The organism is Vibrio sp. B1-2, assembly GCF_963888445.1.
Taxonomy (GTDB): domain Bacteria; phylum Pseudomonadota; class Gammaproteobacteria; order Enterobacterales; family Vibrionaceae; genus Vibrio; species Vibrio anguillarum.
In genome coordinates this window covers 31,667-53,139 of sequence record NZ_CAWPJH010000001.1, presented here as the reverse complement: position 1 = coordinate 53,139, position 21,473 = coordinate 31,667, and the positions used below count along the sequence as shown (strand labels likewise).

Below are 21,473 nucleotides of genomic sequence, written 5' to 3'. Positions count from 1 at the left end.
GTTATGGTTCAAAACGTCACTGTAGGCAACGCTTCAAACTCAGGTTTCGCAAAATAGTAGCCTTGCATGAGTTCAATGCCGAGTCGTTTTAGCCATAACATTTCTTGTTGAGTTTCAATACCTTCAGCGAGTGGACAAATCCCTAGCTCAATGAGCATTGCGACAGTATGACGGACGATTGCTTGCTTCGTGATGTCTTGATCGATATTACGCAGCAGTGACATATCTAATTTTACTATTTTAGTTTGGAAGTTAACCAATAGCCCAAGCCCGGCGTAGCCTGCACCGAAATCATCAATCGCGGTAGTAAATCCTAGGTTGGAGTAATAAGCGACGATCCGTTTTATGTGCGCTGTGTCTACGATTTTTTCCACCTCAGTAAATTCAAACATGATCCGTTCTGTCGGGAAACCGAACTGCTTTGCTGCCTCTAATGTGGTGCGGATACAACGTTCTGGTTGGTAAATGGCATTAGGTAAAAAATTAATGCTCAAAATACCTGACAGTTTTAGTTTAGCCGCGAGTTTAATCGCTTTGATTCGACAAAGTTGGTCAAAGCGGTATCGGTTGTCATCACTGACTTGTTCAATGATGGAGTAAGCCGATTCATTATTCAGACCTCGTACGAGTGCTTCGTAGCCAAAGATGGTGTTATCTGCAACGTTAACTATGGGTTGGAAAGCCATGGTGAAGTCAAAAGGCAAGCTTTGTTTTTCTGAGCATTGCTGGCAAATACGTTGGTCCATATGGACTTGCTGTTGTTGCATAATCACTCACTGATATTTAATCGAATAGCATGATTATAGTTACTTGCAGCGTGCTCACCAAATTGCATAAATCAAAACGTGACCAGTAAGCCGACGAACTACAACTCTTCAATATGGTGTAGATAGTATTGAGCTTGATCTAAGATTGCTTGTTGAGTGGCGTTTTCAGTGTTATCCCAATTTTTATAAATCATGCCTATCCTTGGATTTTTGGCTAACCGTTCACGATGAGTGAGCATGAACTGCCAATATAAACTATTGAATGGACATGAATTTAGACCACTACGGCTCTTTACTTGGTAGTGACAATCTTTGCAGTAATCACTCATTTTATTGATGTAAGAGCCGCTTGCGGCATAAGGCTTGGTGGCAACAATTCCTCCATCAGCAAACAGAGCCATACCTCGGGTATTGGGCATTTCTACCCATTGCAATGCATCAATATAAATACCTAAGTACCAGTCATCCACCTCATCCGGCTCGCAACCTGATAGGAGTGCAAAATTACCCGTGATCATCAAACGTTGGATATGATGTGCGTAGGAAAACTCCAGTGATTGAGTTACGGCTTGTTTAACACAATGCATACGAGTATCCCCTGTCCAATAGTAGTGAGGAAGAGGTCGTTGAGCGTCAAGGGCGTTGTGCTTGGCGTATTGGGGCATGTTCGCCCAATAAATGCCTCGAATGTACTCACGCCAGCCCAAAATTTGCCTAATGAATCCTTCGATTTGTGCTAAATCCATCGTATTGTCATTCTCAAATCGCATGAGTGCACTTTGAATGACTTCTGCAGGCGATAGTAGTTTGCAGTTGAGTGCAAAAGAGAGCCGGCTATGGTAGAGGCTCCAACGATGTGGGCTCTTTGCCGTCATTGCATCTTGAAAGCGACCAAACAGCGGCAAGCCGTACTGACAAAAGTGGGCCAATAATGACAGCGCTTGTGAGCGGTTAATCGGCCATAACAATGAAGGAGTATACAGGCCGAAAACGTGAATATTATGATGCTGTAAACGGTTATAAATTGCACTGACATCGTTTTGAAAGCTAAGTGGTTTGGGTAGGTTTTCTATGTCTTGCACGCTGAGCTTATTGCGATTTTGGTGATCAAAATTCCAACGTCCACCCAAAGGCATTTGATGATCATCTTGCAGAAGAATACCGAATCGCTTACGCATTTTGCGATAAAACGGCTCCATAATAGTGGTTTTGTTGGTATTAAAATGCTGAGTGATCTCGTCAAAAGGCAATAAAAAGTGTTCAGTATCAAAACAAGTCACTTGTGCATGAGAGAGGTTTAGCTCCTGCAACTGTTGCCAAACTCGGTATTCATCAGGTCGCTGATAGTGAAAGTATTCTGCGTTGATCTGATGACACAGATCACTAATCAATGGTGGTAGCTGCAAATAATCGGCAGTTTCATCAAGGGTCAAGTAGAGAACCTGGTGTCCCTCACTTTGCAATAATTCGGCAAAAGCTTCCATCGCGGCAAAAAAGGCGCAGATTTTTTGAATGTGATGTTTTACATAGCCTGTTTCTTGTTTAAGTTCAGCTATCACGTACAGTACGGAATCATCCGTTTTGTTAAACCAAGAGTGCTTGATGTTGAGCTGATCGCCTAGGATCAAGCGTAAGGTTTTGTACGTTCGCATGCTGTATACCGTTGAGATTGGTTATCGAACATCTTCTACGTTCCAATCAAAAAATCGATCATTGTTGCCGAATAACAAGCGCTGTCTTTCTGTTGCGCTTTGAGAGCCAATTAAGAACAAACAGAGCGATAACGTGAATGTGAGTAGGCTAACATCAATTGAGCGGCTTTATTGCCGAAGGATGAATGATCATTTCTTCTAAACCGCCGCCGTTATGTACTTGAGTGAATCCTTGCTCGAGTAAATAGGCCATGGCTTGGCCCGATCGATTGCCGCTGCGGCAGTAAACCACAATCGGTTGTTGTTTATCGATGTGAGAAAAAGCACTGCTAACAGTATCAAGTGGGTAGTTTAGCGCACCTTCAATATGGCCAGCTGCAAATTCTGCTGCGGTTCGAACATCGACTAAAAGCGCGCCATTTTCAATCCATTGCCATGCTATCGTTGATCGCTCTGATGCCAATGCATCTGAGGTATTGGAGATCAGGCCTACACACAATAACGCTTTGGTCATCAGTGACTTTAACATGTTAGTTTCCTTCTTTTGGCTTAAAAATTAGCCTTCAAATGTGAATGGCGTTAATCAAGGGATTTCTTAAATCTCAACGACGCGACGATAATCCCACCGACGGTAAAGCTTAACATCCATAATGCATCTCGCCATAGATCCATGAGGTTAGCACCGCGCAACACAATCCCGCGGATCATGCGCATAAAGTGAGTCGCAGGCAACGCTTCAGAAATCCACTGCGCTGCGACTGGCATGCCTTCGTAGGGAAACATAAATCCAGAAAGTAAAATTGAAGGCAGTAAGATAAAAACAGTCATTTGCATGGCTTGCAGTTGAGTGGAAGCAATGGTTGAAATCACCAAACCTAAGGTCAAACTGGCGGCGATAAACAGCAGTGTACCGAAGAGAATTTGGCTGATCGCACCATTAATGGGCACGTCAAAAATAAAATGCCCTAAGCCCAAGATGATGAAGACCTGAATTAATCCGACAAAAATATAGGGCACAATTTTGGCGACCATAAGCTCAATAGAGTGAATTGGCGTTGTGATCAGCAGTTCTAAATTGCCGCGCTCTTTTTCTCGCACAATCGCGGCACTGGTGAAGAGGATCATCGTCATGGTTAAAATGACCCCCAGTAAACCGGGCACGATATTAACCGCAGAGCGGCGAGTGGGGTTATAAAACAGCGTGACTTCAAAGGTTTTGACGGTGGCTGGACGAATGTCAAAATCAAAATCGGTCAGCGGCATGGATTGCAGACCTAAAATGGAGGCACTGATCATCGTATCGGAGCCATCAACAATCCACTGGCCTAACACGCGGTTTTGCACCGCGCGCTGAGTGAGATCTTTTGGCAGGATCAGCGCTGCTCTCACGTTACCTTGTTCAATCGCATGTTCAGCTTGCTCTGCTGTGGCAAAAGTGTGTTTGACGCTCACAACCTGTGTGGCTTTGACTGACTCTACAATTAACCGTCCGAGGGTACTTTCACTTTGATCAACGATGGCGATCGGAATATTGCGTACGTCAGTATTGATGGCAAAGCCAAATAGCAACAGCTGGATCAGTGGGATCATCACTACCATGCCAAACGTAATTCTGTCTCGCGAGAGTTGGCGTATCTCTTTCACCATCACCGCTTTCATTCGAAACAGTGCTTTCATTGACGCCCCTTGCCAGTCACAGTGACAAAGACATCTTCCAAACTTGGGCGAGCTAGATTCATCTCAGCTTCAGCCAGTTCAGGGAAGGTTGTTTTTAGCCACGCGATAGGTTGTGTGACTTGTTGATGAATAAGGATCCGCAAGCGGATGCCAAGTTGCGCAGCAGAGCGAACCTCCGCCTGAGCCATGACTTTTTCTTTTAATTGCCGCAAATTATGGGCTCGGACTTCGACAATGTTGACGCCCATCGTGTTCATTAAGGTTTCTGGCTCACCATCTGCACGGATTAAACCCGATTCCATGATGGCTAAACGGTGGCAGCGTTCCGCTTCATCCATGTAGTGAGTGGTGATCAAAATGGTGGTGCCTTGGTCTGAAAGATCGAACAATTGTTCCCAAAATTCCCGTCTATTTTCAGGATCGACCGCTGACGTTGGTTCATCCAAAAACAGCAGTTCAGGTTTATGCATCGTGGCGGCTGCTAGTGACAAGCGCTGCTTTTGGCCGCCACTCATCCCACTTACGCGTTGTTTTCGGCGCTGATCAAGCCCATAAGTGCACAACTGTTCATTGAGCCGTTGTGCCAATGCTTTGCGCGGCATACCAAAAATTTGTCCAATAAATTGTAGGTTTTCCTCTACGGTTAAATCATCGTATAACGAAAATTTTTGCGTCATATAACCAATTTTTAGGCGCAATTGCTCGGATTGTTTTGGGATCGCTAACCCCAGCACATCAACACTGCCGGAGGTAGGGCTTAATAAACCCGTGAGCACGCGAATTGTGGTCGATTTGCCACAACCATTTGGGCCGAGAAAACCGTAAATGGTTCCTTTGGGGACACTCAGATTGATGCCTTCAATCGCAGTGAAATCCCCAAATCTTTTGACCACATTACGGGCGTGAATGGCGAGTTCAGTCACTATTTTTGCCTCGCTAAATCGACTTGCGCCGGAATGCCAGAAGGGAGCGATTGCGCGGATTCGGGCAGATCCACTTCGGCTAGATACATTAAGCGGGCGCGTTCATTTTCGGTCAGTGCGTAGTAAGGCGTGAAAGAGGGTTCCGTTGCCACCCAACGCACTGTGCCTTGCAGCGGCTCTTTTATACCGTCGATATGCACTGGAAACTGTGCGCCCGGCACGACAGCTAAACGGTGTGGTGCGGGAACGTAGACGCGAGCATAAGGGATGCGGCTGGCTTGGATGATAGCGACAATGCCGTTGTTTGGGACGCGCTCACCCAAGTTGTATGGGAGGTTATCCAAAATTCCATCGCGGGTGGCGACAATGGTTAACTCGTCGAGCTTTTGCTGTTGCAGTGAGACGTCGGCTTTGGCGGCGGTCAGCGCCGCTTGGGCTTGTTCGATATCTTCAGGGCGAGTACCAGCGGTTAGCTTAGCAAACTCTTCTTTTGCAGAATCGAGTTCGGCGCGAGCGGCATCACGCGTGGCGGTGGCGCTGTCTTTTTCTGATTGGCTGAGGAGCTTTTTACCGACCAGTTCTTCCACACGTTTGAAGTTTTGCAACGCCTCTGTCAGTTTGGCTTGTGCGCGATTGACTTTGGCTTGTGCGGCCGCCGTGTCTTCTTGGCGTTCACCATTACTCAGTTTGAGCAAATACGCTTGCGCTTTGGCCGCCTCTGCGAGTGCATGGGCCAGCACCGCCTGCTGATTTCTGGTATCCAGTCGAACCAATATTTCGCCAGCATGCACTGCGCTGCCTTCCGCGACAGGAAGCGCGCGAATGATCTCATTGGCGGTGGCGGAAAAAGTGATGCGGTCTCGCTCTAAAGTGCCCAATGCTTGCGCGCTATTTTCCGGCGAGCAAGCATTGAGAGTTGACAGTAAAAGAGAGATAAAGGCAATGCGATGTTTCATGCTCATGGCGAGAGGCTCGGTTAACTTATTGTCTTCATACTAGAAGTTTACCGCCAGTGCCTCAAGCTACATGGTTCATCAAAAGTAGAGGATGTGATTAGCCCCACTTTAATATCGGCCATCGTTGGGGCTGAGCGTATTGGATGAGGCGCGTGCATGGGTTGACCAAATAGGTGAAATCGGCGTGTAGACACAAAGGTAAATCATTGATCGAGTCAGTGAAAAAATGCACTTGACCCACGTATTGTGGGCGCTTAGCTAGCCATTCATTTAAGCGAGTGACTTTACCGTCTCGGTAGGTGGGTGTTCCCAAAATATGCGTGGTGTAATGGTTGTTCTCTATGACCATATCGATACCCATCGTCTCTGCAACGCCTATTTTACGGGCGACAGCTTTAACCAAAAAACTGACCGACGCCGAAATAATGAGCATTTGAATACGCTCGTCCGTTAACTGTTTAATGAGTGCTTTGGCTTGAGGAAATAGCCTAGGTACGATGCGTGTAGCGACACAATCGTCCGCCAAGCGCTGGACTTGCTCTGTGGGCAGGGTGAGCAAAGGTTGCATCGCAAAATCGAGGTAATCTTCCATGTCCATTTCACCGCTGGCATAGCGTGACATGATCAACCTATCCTGCGCGACAAAATCAGGGTCGCTCGCTATGCCCTTATCGGCCAAATATTCGCTCCAAATCATTGCGCAGTCGCCGTCAATCAATGTGTCGTCCATATCAAAAACGTATAGAGGTGTCGGCATCTATTTAGGCTCTCACAGGTTGTATTTCGTTAAGGTTAAACAGTAGTTCTAGCTGACTGCCAGTGGCAAATAATCGCTCTGACGAACGATTGAGTAAATCGACCGTGAGCTCGCAGCCTCCCACATCCACATGGTAGCGAATGACATTACCCAGTAATTGGTGATGCTTGATGGTGCCATGTTGCGGCGCAGAAACATGGGCACCATAGCTCCGCCCAGCTTCCTTGACGTAGATGGATTCGGGGCGAATAGCCACTTTCCAAGCCGTGTCTATGTTAAACAACTGCTTGGCGGTGGCCGCCTCTACTAAATTGTAATGGCCCATAAAACCGGCCACAAACTCATTGGCTGGCTGAGTATAAATGCTTTCTGGGGAGCCTTGCTGAACGATTTCACCTTGGTGCATTAAAAAAATACGATCAGAGAGAATCATCGCCTCTTCTTGATCATGGGTTACAAATACGGTGGTGAGATTGAGCTCTTTTTGAATATCACGGATCTGCTGGCGCAAGTGTTTGCGAATTTTGGCATCCAGTGCTGAAAGGGGTTCATCAAGTAGCAAAATACGCGGCTTGACCACTAAGGCGCGAGCTAAAGCGACGCGTTGGCGCTGCCCACCCGAGAGCTGGTTGGGATAGTGTTTTTCTTTCCCTATCAGCGAAACCAGTTCGACCACTTTTTGTACTTCGCGCGCGATGTAAGCTCTGTCTTGCCCTTGCATTTTGAGGCCAAAGGCGATGTTTTCAGCCACCGTCATATTCGGAAACAGAGCGTAGGATTGAAACACCATGCCAATGCCGCGTTGCTGTGGTGTTTGGTTAGTGATGTTTTCACCGTTGACCCAGATTTCGCCGTCATCGACGGGATTTAAGCCAGCCAAACTGCGCAATAAGGTCGATTTCCCGCAGCCGCTCGGACCAAGTAGCGTGACAAATTCCCCTTGCTCAATGGAAAATTCAATCCCTTCAAAAACGGTATTGTTGCCAAAACGTTTGGTGAGGTTGGCGACGTGGACGTAATCAGAGCGAGAGGTTGTGTGGGTCGTGGAATTCATTGAGTGGATCCTCGGCTAAAACGACTGGCGAGCCAAGTCAGTAAAAAGATAAATAGGAAGTAAGTCATCACTAACGCGGAGGTGAAGTGACCACTAGTCTGACGCATGTTGTAGAGATAAATCTGCAAGGTTTCATAGCGCGTGCCGACCAGAATGTTCGCAAATACAAACTCGCCAAGTAGAAAAGAAAAGGATAGAAACAGCGAAGCCATCAACCCTTTTCTAATGTTTGGCAGTACGATCAGTAAAAAAGCACGGCTGGTGCTTGCGCCGAGCAGGTGCGCGGCGTCCATGAGATCGTGTAGATGGATCGCCTCAAAACTGTTGGCAATTGCACGGTACATAAACGGCAGCGCAATGGTGAAATAAGTGCCAATCAAAATCCAAGGTGTACCCACAATTGGAAATTGGCTATCGGCGTACAGTTGCAGTAATCCAACTGAAGAGACTACAGGCGGTACCGCAAAAGGGATTAAAATCAGCAGGTTCATTACTTTATCGAGACGAGGGAAATAGTAAAACACCACGAAGATCGCCGGAATAATCAAAACCGCGCTGAGTGTCAGAGAAGCGATGCCAATCAGCAATGAGCGGCCAAATGCATCGAGAAAGCGAGGGTCGATCAGCAGTTTGAGATACCAGTCAAAGGTGAAGCCATCGGGTAAAATCGTTGCGCCCCAGCGTGAAGAAAAGGAATAAACCAAGGTGGCTAAAATGGGCAGCAACATCACTCCCACGATGGAATAGACCACACTTTTATGATAGGTGATTTTATCAAGGGTAGGATTAGCGTTTTGCATGGGTGTTCCTTGCGCTATAGCTTTTCGCAATTAGCCACTGATTGATCACAGTAATGAAGGCTAAAATTAGCATCAATACTACGGAAATGGCGGCGGCCAAATTGGGCTCTAAGAACAGATCTCCCGCCACTAAACTGGCAATGCGTACCGTAATGACGTTGTAGTTGCCGGATGTGAGTGCGTAGACGCTGGCATATGCGCCCATCGCATTGGCGATTAGGATAATCAAGGTGCCGAGTAGGGCTGGTGAAAGCACAGGCAAGGCGATTTTCTGCCAATATTGCCATCCGTTGGCACCCAGAGTAGATGCCGCCGCTTGCCAGTCATCACTGAGCGCATCAAATGCAGGATAGAGCAGCAGCACGCCAAGAGGGATCTGAAAGTAGATATACATCGCCAGCAGCCCCCATTTGCCATATAGGTTGAACTCTTCAATCAAACCGTATTGCTTTAGCAGCAAAGTCAGTGCGCCGTTGACCCCAAGAATAATAATGAAAGCGAATGCCAAAGGGACGCCAGCAAAATTACTGCTCATATTGGTAAAGGCGATCACACCATCGCGCAGCTTGCCATCGACTCGGCGTAAGGAGGCGACCAACATTGCCGCAATCGCAAGGCCAGCGACGCTGGACCATATGGCGAGCCACAAACTGTTGCCCAGCCCTTGTAAAATAAAGGATGAGCTGAAGATTTCGCGATAATGGTCTAGTGACCATTGATCGTCAGAGATAAAGCTGTTGAACAAAACCCACAGCATGGGGGCGAGCTGAAATAAGTAGAAAAACAGCGCAAAAGGAGTAAGCCATAACGCAGGTTTGAGTTTGCGTGCCCAGTGTGTTAATTGGCTCAGCACGGCGCTAGGCTTGCTAATAACTTGGCTACTGATCATGCTAAGCACTCCGCAGAAAAGGGCTTATTGTGATCAAGATTAAGCAGTTGGCAGCATAGGCCGCAGAGCTCAGTTTGTTTGATCTCACAAGCTTGGTGCGAAAATTGACCGCCCAATACAAACAGCGGGACGTTGCGCTCTTCGGTTAATATTCCGCCGTGTGACTTGTCATTGTTCATGCCGTGATCGCTGGTCACCATCACTTGGTAGCCATCGTTTAGCCAGCTTTCTAAAAAGTGAGATAACAGCGCATCGGCCATGCGTGCACTATTACGATACTGTCCTGAATCAAGGCCAAACTTATGTCCAGCATCATCGATATTCATTGGATGGATCAGTAAAAAATCAGGCTGATGAGTACGACGTAAGTGTTCGGCGTCTAAAAACAGTGCTTCATCGGGATAGTGATCCCAGTGATAAAAACAGCCATGCTGAATATTGAGTGTTTTATCACAGGTAAAACGATCGCGCGTTGCATCAAAAGGCGCGCGGTTATAGAGCTCGCTGACCCAATGATACGCCGCTGCGGCTGTTGTCAGCCCTTGCTCTTTTGCCAAACTGAAGATGGATTGATGATGTGAAAGGCGCACAATGTGGTTATGAACAATGCCGCTTTCGACAGGCTTTACGCCAGTGAGTAGACATTCATACAAAGGACGCGATAGCGAAGGCAATTCACATTGTAGGGAGTATAAGGTTGCTCTTTGCTGCTCAATTAAGCCGTTTAAGTAGCCCATGCAATCACGGGCTACGGAATAATTGAGTCCATCAAGAACAACAAGGATCACCTTATTGTTCATGGTTACCTCTTACTGCTGGTGGATAATGACATTTTCTTGCCATTGACGTGGCAATTGGCGAGCTGATTTTTCCCAAGCATTAAAGTCGCTAATTGGGCTCACGTTCTGGTATTGATCGTTAGCAATCAATTTGCTTTGTACCGCAGCAGGCAGTGCAACGTTGCTGCGGATCGGGCGAGCATAGCCTTGTGCAAGGTTGATTTGGCCTTGATCGCTAAAGATGTATTCACGTGCTAGCTTGGCCGCATTTGGGTTTTTGGCGTATTTATTGATGATGGTGGTGTAGCCGGAAATCACAGAACCATCTTGCGGAATGTTAACGGTAAAGCGGTTACGGTCAATTTGGTCACGGTAACTTAGAGCGTTGAAATCCCACAATACGGCCACTTCAACTTCACCTTTTTCGAGGTTAGCGATACTTGGGTCTGTAAATGATAAGCGCCCTTGCTTGGCGAGTTTGGCAAAAAATTCGATTGCCGGATCGAGGTTCTTTTCACTGCCACCATGAGCAAAAGCAGCGGCTAGTACGGCATTATTTGCTTGCGCGGCAACACCGACATTGCCAATACTGATTTTGTAATCGCCTTTGAGCAAATCGTTCCACGTTTTTGGCGCATTCTTGACTAGATTATTGTTCGAGATAAAGGAAATGGTGCCCGTATAAGCCAGAGCCCAGTGGCCATCTTTATCTTTGGCCCAGTCAGGGATGTCATTCCAAGTGCTCGGTTTGTACGCTTGAGTTACGCCTTTTTTCACCGCCACGCGAGCAAATGCAAAGCCAACATCACCGATATCGGCGGTCGCATTTTTCTTTTCGGCTTCAAACTTGGCAATTTCTTGCGCTGAGCTCATATCCGTATCTTGGTGTTTTAGGCCATAAATCTTACCTAAATCGCTCCACGTGTCTTGCCAGTTAGCCCAACTGCCGGGCATACCAACACTGTACACTTGGCCTTCTTGTTTCGCTGCGTTGATCAAAGATTGTAAATCGGCCTCTTTAGCAAAGGCCGAAGTCGAAAGAGTCAGCGCAAGTGCTGTGGCAGTCGTTGCGCGGGTAAATAAGGTTTTCATTGTCGCTATCCTTCTGGACTAGGTCAGTAAGTTCGATTTTTATCCTAGGGAAGAACTGTGACGTTTTCGGTGTAGTTATTTGACATTTTTGATGATTTTCTATTGCACTTTTATTTCAAATTCAATCAATTAGCCTGTCATAAATCTGTTATCTGCCTTAAGTAGTCTAAAAGACGTTTATTCACTCTGTATAATATTGGACTAGGTCACGCATGAGATTTCGCAGCCCTTTGCCAGTGGCAAATGCTCCTTTAGAAAAGACCCAACTTGGTAACATTAAAGGCACCCTTCGTGAGCAAATTTGCAGTGGGATGCTGAGCGACAGACAAAAACTGCCATCTGAACGTGAATTGAGTGAATTGTTTAATACAACGCGCATTACGATTAAAGACGCTTTGGTTTCACTGGAAACGGAAGGATTGATTTACCGAGAAGAGCGGCGTGGCTGGTTTGTCTCTCCGGCGCGAATACATTATAACCCGCTATCGCGTTGCCACTTCCACCAGATGATCCGCGAGCAGCACCGAATCGCAGAAACTAAGCTGATTACAGTACGCAGCGTGATGGCTTCTCGTGAGTATGCAAGAGCGATGAATATTGACCGAATTACGCCCATTCATATTATTGAACGGTTGCGCTCGATTGACGGGCGAGCAGTACTGTTTGTCGAAAACTGCTTGATTGCGAAGTGGTTCCCCAAGATATTAGAAGAGAATTTAACCGCTTCGTTAACCCATCTTTATCAGCAAAAATACGGTTACATCACCACGCGTTCTCGTTTTGAAGTGATCCCTACGGCGGCACCTCTTCATGTGGCAAAAGCGCTTAACTTAGCCGCAGGCCAATCCGTGCTGAAAATTTGTCGAGCCAATTACAAACAAGATGGCGAGATTATGGATTGCGAATTTGAGTACTGGCGGCCAGATTCTGTGCTGATCAGCATCGACAGTTGTGATGGTGGGTGAATAGCTTTAGACTCGGCGCAACCTTTTTCACCCTGCTAGTCGTTTATGAATTTTTCTAAGCTTAACTTTAGCGCCCCTTTGATGGCAGCGCTGCCTGCGTCGCGACACACGGCGACCAAAATCCAACAATTGGCTATTCCAGCCGTACTTTCTGGGCAAGATGTGCTTGCCTTCGCGCAGACGGGCAGTGGTAAAACGTTAGCTTATGGTTTGCCTTTACTGCAACGGATTGAAGTTAATACTCTTGAAATTCAATCCGTTGTCATTGTTCCTACCCGTGAATTAGCACAACAAGTTAGCCAAGAGCTGAGTACCGTGGCAAGCAAAATGGGTATTAGCTTATGCACTTTATGCGGGGGAGTGGCCCAAGAAGAGCAGCTTGCGCAGTTGGCCAAATTACCGCATTTAATCGTCGCGACACCGGGCCGCTTGCTTGATTTACTTACACAGCAACTGATCTCATTGGAGTCGATGCACAGTGTGGTGTTAGATGAAGCTGACAGACTGTTAGAGATGGGGTTTTGGCCGGATGTACAACGCCTGCTCAGTTTTATGCCCCAAACCAAACAAACGTTGTTGTTTTCCGCCACACTCGCCGCCGATCTCGAACAGGTGGCATTGGCCGTGTTAAATAACCCGGTAAAGATAGAGGCGAATCAAGCCAATCAAGTGGTGGAAGAAATTGAAGAGCAGCTCTACCTTGTGAATAAGGGCAGTAAAGCACAAGCATTAATTGCTCTGATTAAGCAGCGAGCTGGGCAGCAAGTATTAGTGTTCATTAGCGCTCGTGATAGTGCTGACGCGGTCGCGAAAAAATTACTCAAAGCGGGTATTCGTGCGGCGGCTTTGCATGGTGAAAAAGATCAAGTTATTCGCGAGAAAACGTTAGCTGATTTCAAAGCGAATCAAGTGGATGTACTGGTGGCCACCGATTTACTGGCGCGTGGTATTCACATTGACGCGCTGCCAGTGGTGATCAATTTTGATTTACCGCCTAGTGCGCCAGTTTATATTCACCGCGTTGGCCGCACAGCGCGTGCTGGTCAAGGTGGTGTGGCAATTTCACTGGTCTGCCATGGTGAAAGCCAAGCGCTGGAGGCAATCCGTAGCTTAACGCAGCGCGCTTTACCGCTGCAGGCGTTGACCGATTTTCCAGTGACAGACCAACCGACCAGCGGTGAACCGAAGCGCAAACCGCGTGATAAGCAAGCCAACCGCCGCAGTGCTCAAAAGCGCAGCGTGAAGCAGTTTCAGCAGAAAACAAGCCATTAAGTAGCTCAATATACGCATGCTATTGTGCGTTTTGATGGAGTAAGGAAACTAAGTGACTCAGGAAATTTATGCATTTATTACGATTGAAATGGCACATTAATCGAGTTTATGTGTAAATTTTCAGCAGCTTATTGTGAACAACCTATCATTATTGGACTAAATCAAGAAAATGCAGTATTCAGTTTCATGAGATTATATTCACAATTTTAGAATCATTTCTAGGATAAATATTCTTTAATCCACGTTATTAACACGATTGTGGATAATTAGTCGTTAATCAATCATTATCAATATAAGCGATGACTTTCTAGTCAAATAATATTTTAATGTATGTCACATTTACTGAAAATTTTTTAACTTACCATTTCGCCACTTTGATTGTTTTATCAAAAAACACTTATTAAATATAAATTCGTATTTCTACTAATAATAGGATAAATTTCGATATGGCTGCCGATATTGTAAAGGTTTCAAGAAACACAGAAAATGCACCTATATGTGCTGTCTCTACACAAACTGTCGCTTTTTCTCATTATAATAATATTTCAGCACAACTACCGATAGATCCTAAAACAGGTGAAATTGTTATTGGTTGTATAAATGACCAAACAAAGCAATGTCTGAATAATATACAGTCTATCGTAGAAAGTATTGGTCACGTTATGGATGATGTGGTCAAAATGAATATTTTTGTAAAGAATATTTCAGATATTGATGCCATCAAAAAAGTATACCCCACTTTTTTTCAGGGGCCGCTTCCTACAGTGACCATAGCGGCGGTTGCGGCTTTACCTGTCAGTGATGCTTTAGTGCAAATTGATGCTCTTATTTCAAACGGTGAAGGCACTGCTCCACAAGCGCCTTGTGAGCTCATCAAAGTGTCAAGGAATACTGAGCATGCACCTCAAGGTCTATACTCTCAAACCGCGGCCTTCTCTCATTATAATAACCTCTCGGCTCAATTGCCGATTGAACCTAAAACGGGAGAAATAGTACAAGGTGGTATTAAAGAACAGAGTCAACAGTGTTTGAATAATATTAATGCTATCTTAGAAAGTATTGGTCATACGATGGCTGATATCGTTAAAACAACGATATTTCTTAAAAATATATCTGATGCAGAAGCCATCAATGAAGTCTGTGGACAATTTTTCCCAAGTTATGTGCCTGCGCGAAGCCTAGTTAGTGTTGCTGACTTGCCTATGAATGCATTGGTGCAAATTGATGTTGTTGTGTCACATGGTGATGGTACACCGCCACAGCTTCCTGAAGATACTCGCTTACTTGTGATTGAAGCAAATAATACCGTGAATGCACCTGAAGTCGACTATTCCCACTCTGTTGCTTTTTCTCATTATAATCATATTTCAGGTCAGTTACCTTTATCTCCAAAAAATAATGAAGTTGTTGCTGGTGGAATAAAAGAACAAGTTAAGCAGTGTTTAGAAAATATAAAGAATATTGTAGAAAGTGTTGAGCATGTTATGGATGATATTGTTAAAGTCAATATTCAAATAAAAAATATGGATGACATTAATATTGTCAATGAAGTTTACACAACCTTCTTTAACCATAAGCTACCTGCGAGAACCGTGATTGGTGTTTCAGAGCTGCCTATGGATGCGTTAATACAAATTGACGCTGTGGTTTCTAATTGTGAAGGTACACCACCTAAACATTAACGAATATTTCTTATTGACTAAAGAAGGGGGTATCAATGATACCCCCTTCTTACTTGTTAGCTATCTGTAATTGCAATACCAATATCACGCTGTTTAGTTATGGCAATCGAAATCAAACAGGCGGCGTATGAAAAACCGATCAATTACTGTTTTTCAGGGCCGTTAAAACGTGATGTAGTGAGGGGACCACTTGGTGTCCAAGCGCTAAAACCTCTTCACTGGGTTTGACGAGATCAGGAATTTGGTAGGTGATCATATTCGCACTCACGGCGGATCGCACGCCGTTATTAGAATCTTCAAAGGCTAAACATTGGGTCGGTTCAGCGCCAAGACGTTGCGCAGCGAGTAGATAAATCTCAGGATCGGGTTTGCCATGTGTCACTTCACAACCAGTTGTGAAGGAGTCAAAGTATTGCTCAAGGCCTGAAAGACGCAGCTTAATTTGTGCCACGTCTTTTTGGGTTGATGTTGCGACGGCAGTAGGAATACGATTGACTTTTAACCATTGTAATAACTCGATAACCCCTTCTTTCACTGGGATCGCCTGGTGTTTCACCACGGCATCGTAACGTTTACGCCACTCCGTATGTAATACCGGATAGTCCAATTCTGGCCCGTAGCCTGCGCGCAGTGCTTGTTCAATACCTGCTGCATTGCGACCAATAGCCGAGAGATAAACCTCTTTTAAAAATGGGACGCCAACTGCGTGGCAAGCTTGTTCGAATATTGTAAGGCAGACACGTTCCGTGTCGAGTAACAGTCCATCCATATCAAAAATGGCAGCTTGAAATTTCATAAGTACAACTTTAGGCGAGTGAAATGGAGTGGGCTATTTTCACATAAGTCGACCTATGGAGGCGATCTTTTTCCTGCACTTTTTCTTTTTCTCATACTTCAATAAAATCAGCCAATTATAAGCGCTAGTTTGTTAGCAATGAGTTATGCTTAATGTGAAAACCTTGTTGCGAGAAGAGGGGGAAGCAATTTGAATAGTGCATTTGTACAACAGTGGATGCCGGGTTTACACCAACTGAAAGACTATGAAACACGCTGGTTGATGGATGACGTACGTGCGGCGCTTTCTGTGGTTGCGGTTGCACTGCCTGTCGCGATAGCGTACGCGCAGCTCACTGGAGTAAGTGCGATTGTCGGCTTATATTCCTGCGTATTGCCGATGTTGGTTTACGCGATTTTTGGCACGTCTAGGCAGTTGATCTTAGGCCCAGACGCGGCAACTTGCGCAGTGATTGCGGCGGTAGTGACACCGCTGGCGATGGGCGATCCTCTCAAACACTGGCAGTTGGTCATGACAATGACGGCAATGACTGGTGTATGGTGTTTGCTGGCCAGTCGTTTCAAACTCGGTATTTTAGCCGATTTTCTCTCTCGCCCTATTCTACTTGGGTTGTTAAACGGTGTTGCTCTGACCATTATCGTGGGTCAATTTGCTAAAGTATTTGGGCTGAAATATGAGCAGCAATATCTACTAGAGCGTATCGTGGAAGCGCCATCCTTGCTGATTGATTTGCATTGGCAAACCTTATTGATAAGTGCGCTGACAGTGGTGGTTTATTTTCTGTGTAAGCGTGTCAGGCCCAATTGGCCAGCAGCGATGTTGGCTATCATCGCTGCTGCATTTTGGGTGTGGTTTTTTGGCGCTGAGCATCTTGGCGTTAAAGTCGTTGGTTTAATCCAAGGTGGGTTACCAATATTCCAAACCCCTCTATTTGATCTAGGGGTGAGCCGTGAATTAGTCATGCCCGCTTTGAACTTAGCGATGGTGAGCTTTGTCAGTATGATGCTCACTGCGCGCAGTTTTGCGGCAAAAAATGGTTACGATATTGACGCCGACAAAGAGTTTCGCGCGCTTGGCTTAGCTAATATCGCTTCTGCATTTTCACAAGGTTTTGCCATCAGTGGGGCGGATTCACGTACGGCGGTGAATGACGCTAATGGTGGGAAATCGCAATTAGTTTCGATTATTGCAGCGATTGTGATTGGATTTGTCGCGATTGTGGCGTATCAGCCACTACAATACATTCCGATTGCTGCATTGGGGGTGGTGTTGATTATCGCGTCTATCTCGTTGTTGGATCTGAAAGGGATTTGGAGTTTACACAAGCGTGATAAAGACGCCTTCTATTTGGCAAGCTTAACCTTCATCGCTGTATTGGTCATTGGCGTTATCCCCGGCATCACTCTTGCGGTATTACTGGGTCTGTTCCAGTTCTTACGCACCGTGATGCGGCCAAGTGATCAAACATTGGGTTTGGATGATAAAGGCACGATTCGCACGATTGATACGTCAGCGAAGGCGAAACCAATACCGGGTTTGGTGATTTATCGTTTCAACTCTCCGCTGACTTATTTCAATGCACCTTACTTTAAACGTCGTATTTTATTTCACACTGAATCGGCGGGCATGAGTGTGGGGTGTGTGATTATTGATGCGGTGTCGAGTTTTACCCATTTAGATTTAAGCGTCATGGCGATGTTGTCGGACGTGCAAAGCATTCTGAAAAAGCGAGGCATTCGTTTAGTGCTAGCGGGGCGTAAACGCAGTTTGAGAAAATGGTGTGAGATCGCTGGAATTTCAACGGGTGATGGCGGCGTGGTGATTCGTGCGGACATGTATTTAGCCATTAAGCTAAGTGGATGTTACCAACACGCTGTAGAAGAAGGGCAAGTTCCGCCAGTACAAAAAGAGCCGCAAAAGGATATTGAAGGTGAAATTGCGGCTGCTATTTAAAATGAGGTTGGCTCTCGTTAATAATATTGGTTCTCGTTAATAAAATATAAAGAGCTCTTGAGTATCGAAAAGATGTAAGAAATCCCATTCAATCATGATGCTTTCCTTTTTATGTGATGAGAGCGAGTGCTCGGCCTTTTGCTAAACGGTTAGTGCCTGTTTGGATAAGCATAGGTGAGCGTTATGCATTAGGCAAAATGGTACGGGTTATTAATCTAATATAGGTAGCCTATGGATATGGTGGTTTTCGACGCTAGGCGTAGCGTGTCGGCAGGTAAACAGTTCGCTGTACTTGAGCGGCTAGTTTCCGATGAAACTGTAGCATTTCACCTTCACTGCATGGCTGCCAAGTTAAGGCCTTGCCGACCACACCGTGATGTTGGAAGGCGTTGAGCCGAATGTTGACGTTCGCAGGCAACTGGTTAATCAGATGCGCCACTTCGGTAATTTCAGTCTCTAAATCACTTTTGTCCGGTATATGCAGCAGTCGCACTTCGTGCAGTTTATTCAGTGTAGCGAGGTGGAAAATAGTGCGTATCACTCTATGGTTACTGCGTCCGGTTAGCCACCGATGCGTTTCCTCTTGCCAAGCTTTTAAATCGATCATTGCGCCATCCAAATAGGACGAGATTTTGTCCCATCCCGATTCTGATAGTGAGCCATTACTATCAATAAAACAGCTGAGATGTTTCAATTCTTCATCGCGTTTGATGGCTTTGAAAAGAGCGATGATAAACGGAAGTTGTAGGGTTGCTTCCCCTCCTGAAATGGTAATACCGGCTAAGAAATAATGATTTCGGCGGATAAGTTCCACGAGTTGTTCAACGCTGTAGTGATGAATTTTTGGGTTTGATTGGTGTATGCAGTGCTCAATGCAGCGATCGCAGTGAGTGCATTTATCTGCTAGCCATTCGACTTGCTGGTCAGCATTGAGGCGCAGTGCTTGCGATGGGCAGGTTGGCACACAATCACCGCAATGGTGACAGTGACGAATCGTATGTGGGTTATGGCAAGACAAGCAATTGAAGTTGCAACCTTGCATAAAAATGACCAGTCGGTTACCCGGACCATCAACGCAGGAGAAAGTCAGCACTCGGCTGACTTTTGCTCGGAGCGGCTGTTTTCCACTCACCATTAGTTTAGCTGACAGAGTTTGGTTGATAAGCCGGTTGCATTTCATGGCTAACCACGCGTGCTTTTCGCTTGAGCACGGCCGTGTTTTTGGCCGCTTCTGCCCCAAGAAATGTGGTGTTGGTGCGTGATCCGCGCTGCTCAAATTGCGCTATTTCAGACAATTTCACCATGTAACCCGTAATGCGAACTAAATCGTTCGAAGCCACGTTGGCCGTAAATTCGCGATAGCCAGAGTGGAAGGCTCCTTTACATAGGTTGAACATCGCCTCTGGGTTGGCCTTTATGGTTTCATCCAGAGTTAAAATATCGCTGATACCAGAGGTGTAATATTGATGATGTCCAGCCGTTGCTTGTACATATTCAATCGGGTTGGGTTCGGTACCATAAGGGATGCGCACGCCCGGAGTGACATCAAGATCAAGGCTAATACCACCTTGCGCGTGCAGCAAAGCACGGCCGTTGAAGCCATATTTGACTGGTGAGTTTTGTACAATGTCGGCCAGCTTGGCTGAAATGGCGATGCCTAATTGGTTGGCGATATCATCATGGCCATAACGAGCGTTACTCTGCTCCTTTTCCAGTAATAGATTAACGGCTTCAGCCATGCCATAAATGCCAAACATCGGTGCGAAACGAGATTCTTCAATCAACCCTTCTTGAGTCAGAAAACCTTCAAAAAAATGAGATTGTTGGTGCAGATGAGCAGCTCGAACATCCATCAGCTCAATCATATATTGGCTGTAAGTGGGTAGAATCTGATCTAAAAATGTTTGGCGGTCACTGGCTTTTTTCGCGGCCTCTTTTAAATTCATTCTGACTAAAGTATTGCAGCCTCCCGCTAAAGGAAGTGAGTTGTAGCAACTGACGATACCAAAACCTTGCTCGCCATAGGCGGTGGCATGAATCGGATAGTTGGCGATGTGCGGTTTACTGCATTGACAGATATTATCGGTCGCTTGTCGCAGTAAATCGTCAGGAGTGATAGAAGGGTCATACATGAAGGTAAGGTTGGGAGCGATCTGTTTCAGTTCAGCATCGACACGTAAAATAGTACGACAAATAATATTGTCGCTCGGGCCGATGTTGGCGTGCATGAAAGCATCGGGAAGAGTGCGATCAAGCATGATCCAAAACAGCTTCAATTTTTGATAAATCGACGCTTCGCTTAGTTCGCCCACATAGGGCAATAACACGCTATCCAATTGCCCCAAATAGACAGGAATAGAGGTCACTGAAGGCACGTGATGGTACAAAATGGTCAGCATATTGAGTGCTTCATCAAAATTACTGGCAGGCGAAAGCTCTAAATACTCACTGCCTTGTGCTAAAAATTTTGCGTAGTCAGGCAACACGTAACGTGGTTTAAAAGGGGCATGGCCTTCAAACATATCGCAGATAATGCCCTGTTCCATTGCACGAGCCAACTCAGGAGAGAGTTTCAGATAGGGCAAGCTTGCTTCGGCCTCTAGCGCAAGGAAGTGTGACTTTTGTTTGGGCGAGAGGTGTGCGTCAGTGACGATGGCTTGGAAGCGTTGCTGTGTATCGAGTGAATGGCTCATGAATTAAACCCTTATATTATTGTGGTTTAATCCTAATGTGCTTGGTTACTTTTCACTATTGATAATACATCAAGTAGTCATTTCCATAATGGAAATAAAAACGCCACTTCGTTATCGTCGAAGTGGCGTCATCAGGAACCTAAGGTTAGGCGTATTGCGCTTCGATTTGGTTCGATTTTAGATAAGCAGGGTGAGTGGCGAGCTGCTCTAAGTAACGTTCAATATTCGGGAAGTGAGTAATCGCTCCGTTGGTCAGCAATATTTCAGCAATGAATGACATCATGAAATCAGCGCCAGTGAGTTGGTCGGCCACTAAGTAGCGTTTACCCGCTAAACACTGGTCAAAATAACTCATCACTTTGGCCGTTTCGCTTTCTGCATAGCCACCAAGGAAATTGGTTTGGCAGCCATCTTTGGCAACAAACATTTTTAATAGCAGCGGCAATATGGCAGAGCTTTCCGCAAAGTGGAGCCATTGCTGGTACTGCACATATTCCACGCTGCCACGCTGAGGCGCAAAGTGTTGGCCGTATTTTTCTATCAAGTAATCGGTAATGGCGCCAGATTCAGTAATCACCAAACCATTGTCTTCAATCACAGGTGACTTACCTAACGGATGCACGCTTTTTAGCTCCGGCGGTGCCAGAAAGGTCACGCTATCACGTTGATATGGAACCACTTGATACTCAACCCCGAGCTCTTCAAGTAACCAGATAATGCGCTTAGAGCGTGATTTATTTAGATGGTGAAGTTTGATCATTATGCG

The 21,473-nt window shown here is 45.8% G+C and carries 20 protein-coding genes; 4 read left to right on the top strand and 16 right to left on the bottom strand.

From position 1 onward, the window contains the following. Positions 1–8: 8 nt before the first annotated feature. From AACQ75_RS00215 to AACQ75_RS00160, 12 genes are all read right to left on the bottom strand, one after another. On the bottom strand, positions 9–767 hold the full coding sequence (locus AACQ75_RS00215; RefSeq protein ID WP_212755058.1) for an EAL domain-containing protein: 759 nt from the start codon (positions 765–767) through the stop codon (positions 9–11). Positions 768–865: 98 nt separating this feature from the next. Then, positions 866–2,419 (bottom strand): cryptochrome/photolyase family protein, encoded by a 1,554-nt coding sequence (locus AACQ75_RS00210; RefSeq protein WP_170889202.1) that lies wholly within the window; start codon positions 2,417–2,419, stop codon positions 866–868. Positions 2,420–2,573: 154 nt separating this feature from the next. After that, positions 2,574–2,948 (bottom strand): rhodanese-like domain-containing protein, encoded by a 375-nt coding sequence (locus tag AACQ75_RS00205; protein WP_017049317.1) that lies wholly within the window; start codon positions 2,946–2,948, stop codon positions 2,574–2,576. A 50-nt stretch (positions 2,949–2,998) separates the two neighbouring features. Continuing rightward, positions 2,999–4,096 (bottom strand): ABC transporter permease, encoded by a 1,098-nt coding sequence (locus tag AACQ75_RS00200; RefSeq protein ID WP_094123901.1) that lies wholly within the window; start codon positions 4,094–4,096, stop codon positions 2,999–3,001. Beyond that, complete coding sequence (locus AACQ75_RS00195) at positions 4,093–5,019, bottom strand: ATP-binding cassette domain-containing protein (protein ID WP_170889201.1); 927 nt, start codon at positions 5,017–5,019, stop codon at positions 4,093–4,095. The genes AACQ75_RS00200 and AACQ75_RS00195 overlap by 4 nt, the downstream gene beginning before the upstream one ends. Next, complete coding sequence (locus AACQ75_RS00190) at positions 5,019–5,981, bottom strand: HlyD family secretion protein (RefSeq protein WP_105977404.1); 963 nt, start codon at positions 5,979–5,981, stop codon at positions 5,019–5,021. Before AACQ75_RS00190 ends, AACQ75_RS00195 begins: the two co-directional genes overlap by 1 nt. 91 nt (positions 5,982–6,072) lie before the next feature. Beyond that, on the bottom strand, positions 6,073–6,732 hold the full coding sequence (locus AACQ75_RS00185; RefSeq protein ID WP_170889200.1) for an HAD family hydrolase: 660 nt from the start codon (positions 6,730–6,732) through the stop codon (positions 6,073–6,075). A 4-nt stretch (positions 6,733–6,736) separates the two neighbouring features. Beyond that, on the bottom strand, positions 6,737–7,786 hold the full coding sequence (locus AACQ75_RS00180; RefSeq protein ID WP_094144626.1) for an ABC transporter ATP-binding protein: 1,050 nt from the start codon (positions 7,784–7,786) through the stop codon (positions 6,737–6,739). Then, on the bottom strand, positions 7,783–8,586 hold the full coding sequence (locus AACQ75_RS00175; protein WP_170889199.1) for an ABC transporter permease: 804 nt from the start codon (positions 8,584–8,586) through the stop codon (positions 7,783–7,785). The genes AACQ75_RS00180 and AACQ75_RS00175 overlap by 4 nt, the downstream gene beginning before the upstream one ends. After that, positions 8,573–9,472 (bottom strand): ABC transporter permease subunit, encoded by a 900-nt coding sequence (locus tag AACQ75_RS00170; protein WP_170889231.1) that lies wholly within the window; start codon positions 9,470–9,472, stop codon positions 8,573–8,575. Before AACQ75_RS00170 ends, AACQ75_RS00175 begins: the two co-directional genes overlap by 14 nt. Next, positions 9,472–10,275 carry an alkaline phosphatase family protein gene (locus tag AACQ75_RS00165; RefSeq protein WP_170889198.1) on the bottom strand — a complete coding sequence of 268 codons (804 nt, stop codon included), beginning with the start codon at positions 10,273–10,275 and terminating at the stop codon, positions 9,472–9,474. Before AACQ75_RS00165 ends, AACQ75_RS00170 begins: the two co-directional genes overlap by 1 nt. A 9-nt stretch (positions 10,276–10,284) precedes the next feature. Next, positions 10,285–11,346, bottom strand: coding sequence for an ABC transporter substrate-binding protein (locus tag AACQ75_RS00160; protein WP_170889197.1), 1,062 nt, complete (start codon positions 11,344–11,346; stop codon positions 10,285–10,287). Positions 11,347–11,558: 212 nt separating this feature from the next. On the opposite strand from AACQ75_RS00160, the gene AACQ75_RS00155 reads away from it, so the two are divergent. The 3 genes from AACQ75_RS00155 to AACQ75_RS00145 all read left to right on the top strand — a co-directional run bounded on the left by AACQ75_RS00155 (position 11,559) and on the right by AACQ75_RS00145 (position 15,265). Further along, a complete protein-coding gene (locus tag AACQ75_RS00155) occupies positions 11,559–12,311 on the top strand; it encodes a UTRA domain-containing protein (protein WP_170889196.1) in 753 nt (250 codons plus the stop codon). Between the two features lie 45 nt (positions 12,312–12,356). Further along, positions 12,357–13,583 (top strand): DEAD/DEAH box helicase, encoded by a 1,227-nt coding sequence (locus AACQ75_RS00150; RefSeq protein WP_170889195.1) that lies wholly within the window; start codon positions 12,357–12,359, stop codon positions 13,581–13,583. Between the two features lie 446 nt (positions 13,584–14,029). Next, the gene (locus tag AACQ75_RS00145) at positions 14,030–15,265 is read left to right on the top strand and encodes a RidA family protein (RefSeq protein WP_170889194.1); all 1,236 of its coding nucleotides are present in this window, start codon (positions 14,030–14,032) and stop codon (positions 15,263–15,265) included. Positions 15,266–15,404: 139 nt separating this feature from the next. Here the strand turns inward: AACQ75_RS00145 and AACQ75_RS00140 are convergent, their stop codons facing one another. Next, positions 15,405–16,061: an HAD family hydrolase gene (locus AACQ75_RS00140; protein ID WP_170889193.1), complete on the bottom strand. Its 657-nt coding sequence runs from the start codon at positions 16,059–16,061 to the stop codon at positions 15,405–15,407. Positions 16,062–16,277: 216 nt separating this feature from the next. Between AACQ75_RS00140 and AACQ75_RS00135 the strand changes: the two genes are divergently transcribed. Then, positions 16,278–18,014 carry a SulP family inorganic anion transporter gene (locus tag AACQ75_RS00135; protein ID WP_050934249.1) on the top strand — a complete coding sequence of 579 codons (1,737 nt, stop codon included), beginning with the start codon at positions 16,278–16,280 and terminating at the stop codon, positions 18,012–18,014. 253 nt (positions 18,015–18,267) lie between these two features. On the opposite strand, the gene AACQ75_RS00130 is transcribed toward AACQ75_RS00135, so the two are convergent. The 3 genes from AACQ75_RS00130 to AACQ75_RS00120 all read right to left on the bottom strand — a co-directional run bounded on the left by AACQ75_RS00130 (position 18,268) and on the right by AACQ75_RS00120 (position 21,467). After that, entirely contained in the window at positions 18,268–19,149 is an 882-nt protein-coding gene (locus AACQ75_RS00130) for a YjjW family glycine radical enzyme activase (RefSeq protein ID WP_094128665.1), read from the bottom strand. A 4-nt stretch (positions 19,150–19,153) separates the two neighbouring features. After that, entirely contained in the window at positions 19,154–20,707 is a 1,554-nt protein-coding gene (locus AACQ75_RS00125) for a YjjI family glycine radical enzyme (protein WP_170889192.1), read from the bottom strand. Positions 20,708–20,852: 145 nt separating this feature from the next. After that, positions 20,853–21,467, bottom strand: a complete 615-nt coding sequence (locus tag AACQ75_RS00120; protein WP_017043593.1) for a glutathione S-transferase family protein — start codon at positions 21,465–21,467, stop codon at positions 20,853–20,855. Between the last annotated feature and the right edge of the window lie 6 nt (positions 21,468–21,473).

Coding starts and splice junctions, on each gene's coding strand:
- AACQ75_RS00215 (WP_212755058.1), bottom strand. CDS start 767: ATGCAACAACAGCAAGTCCATATGGACCAACGTATTTGCCAGCAATGC.
- AACQ75_RS00210 (WP_170889202.1), bottom strand. CDS start 2,419: ATGCGAACGTACAAAACCTTACGCTTGATCCTAGGCGATCAGCTCAAC.
- AACQ75_RS00205 (WP_017049317.1), bottom strand. CDS start 2,948: ATGTTAAAGTCACTGATGACCAAAGCGTTATTGTGTGTAGGCCTGATC.
- AACQ75_RS00200 (WP_094123901.1), bottom strand. CDS start 4,096: ATGAAAGCACTGTTTCGAATGAAAGCGGTGATGGTGAAAGAGATACGC.
- AACQ75_RS00190 (WP_105977404.1), bottom strand. CDS start 5,981: ATGAGCATGAAACATCGCATTGCCTTTATCTCTCTTTTACTGTCAACT.
- AACQ75_RS00185 (WP_170889200.1), bottom strand. CDS start 6,732: ATGCCGACACCTCTATACGTTTTTGATATGGACGACACATTGATTGAC.
- AACQ75_RS00180 (WP_094144626.1), bottom strand. CDS start 7,786: ATGAATTCCACGACCCACACAACCTCTCGCTCTGATTACGTCCACGTC.
- AACQ75_RS00175 (WP_170889199.1), bottom strand. CDS start 8,586: ATGCAAAACGCTAATCCTACCCTTGATAAAATCACCTATCATAAAAGT.
- AACQ75_RS00165 (WP_170889198.1), bottom strand. CDS start 10,275: ATGAACAATAAGGTGATCCTTGTTGTTCTTGATGGACTCAATTATTCC.
- AACQ75_RS00160 (WP_170889197.1), bottom strand. CDS start 11,346: ATGAAAACCTTATTTACCCGCGCAACGACTGCCACAGCACTTGCGCTG.
- AACQ75_RS00155 (WP_170889196.1), top strand. CDS start 11,559: ATGAGATTTCGCAGCCCTTTGCCAGTGGCAAATGCTCCTTTAGAAAAG.
- AACQ75_RS00150 (WP_170889195.1), top strand. CDS start 12,357: ATGAATTTTTCTAAGCTTAACTTTAGCGCCCCTTTGATGGCAGCGCTG.
- AACQ75_RS00145 (WP_170889194.1), top strand. CDS start 14,030: ATGGCTGCCGATATTGTAAAGGTTTCAAGAAACACAGAAAATGCACCT.
- AACQ75_RS00140 (WP_170889193.1), bottom strand. CDS start 16,061: ATGAAATTTCAAGCTGCCATTTTTGATATGGATGGACTGTTACTCGAC.
- AACQ75_RS00135 (WP_050934249.1), top strand. CDS start 16,278: ATGCCGGGTTTACACCAACTGAAAGACTATGAAACACGCTGGTTGATG.
- AACQ75_RS00130 (WP_094128665.1), bottom strand. CDS start 19,149: ATGGTGAGTGGAAAACAGCCGCTCCGAGCAAAAGTCAGCCGAGTGCTG.
- AACQ75_RS00125 (WP_170889192.1), bottom strand. CDS start 20,707: ATGAGCCATTCACTCGATACACAGCAACGCTTCCAAGCCATCGTCACT.
- AACQ75_RS00120 (WP_017043593.1), bottom strand. CDS start 21,467: ATGATCAAACTTCACCATCTAAATAAATCACGCTCTAAGCGCATTATC.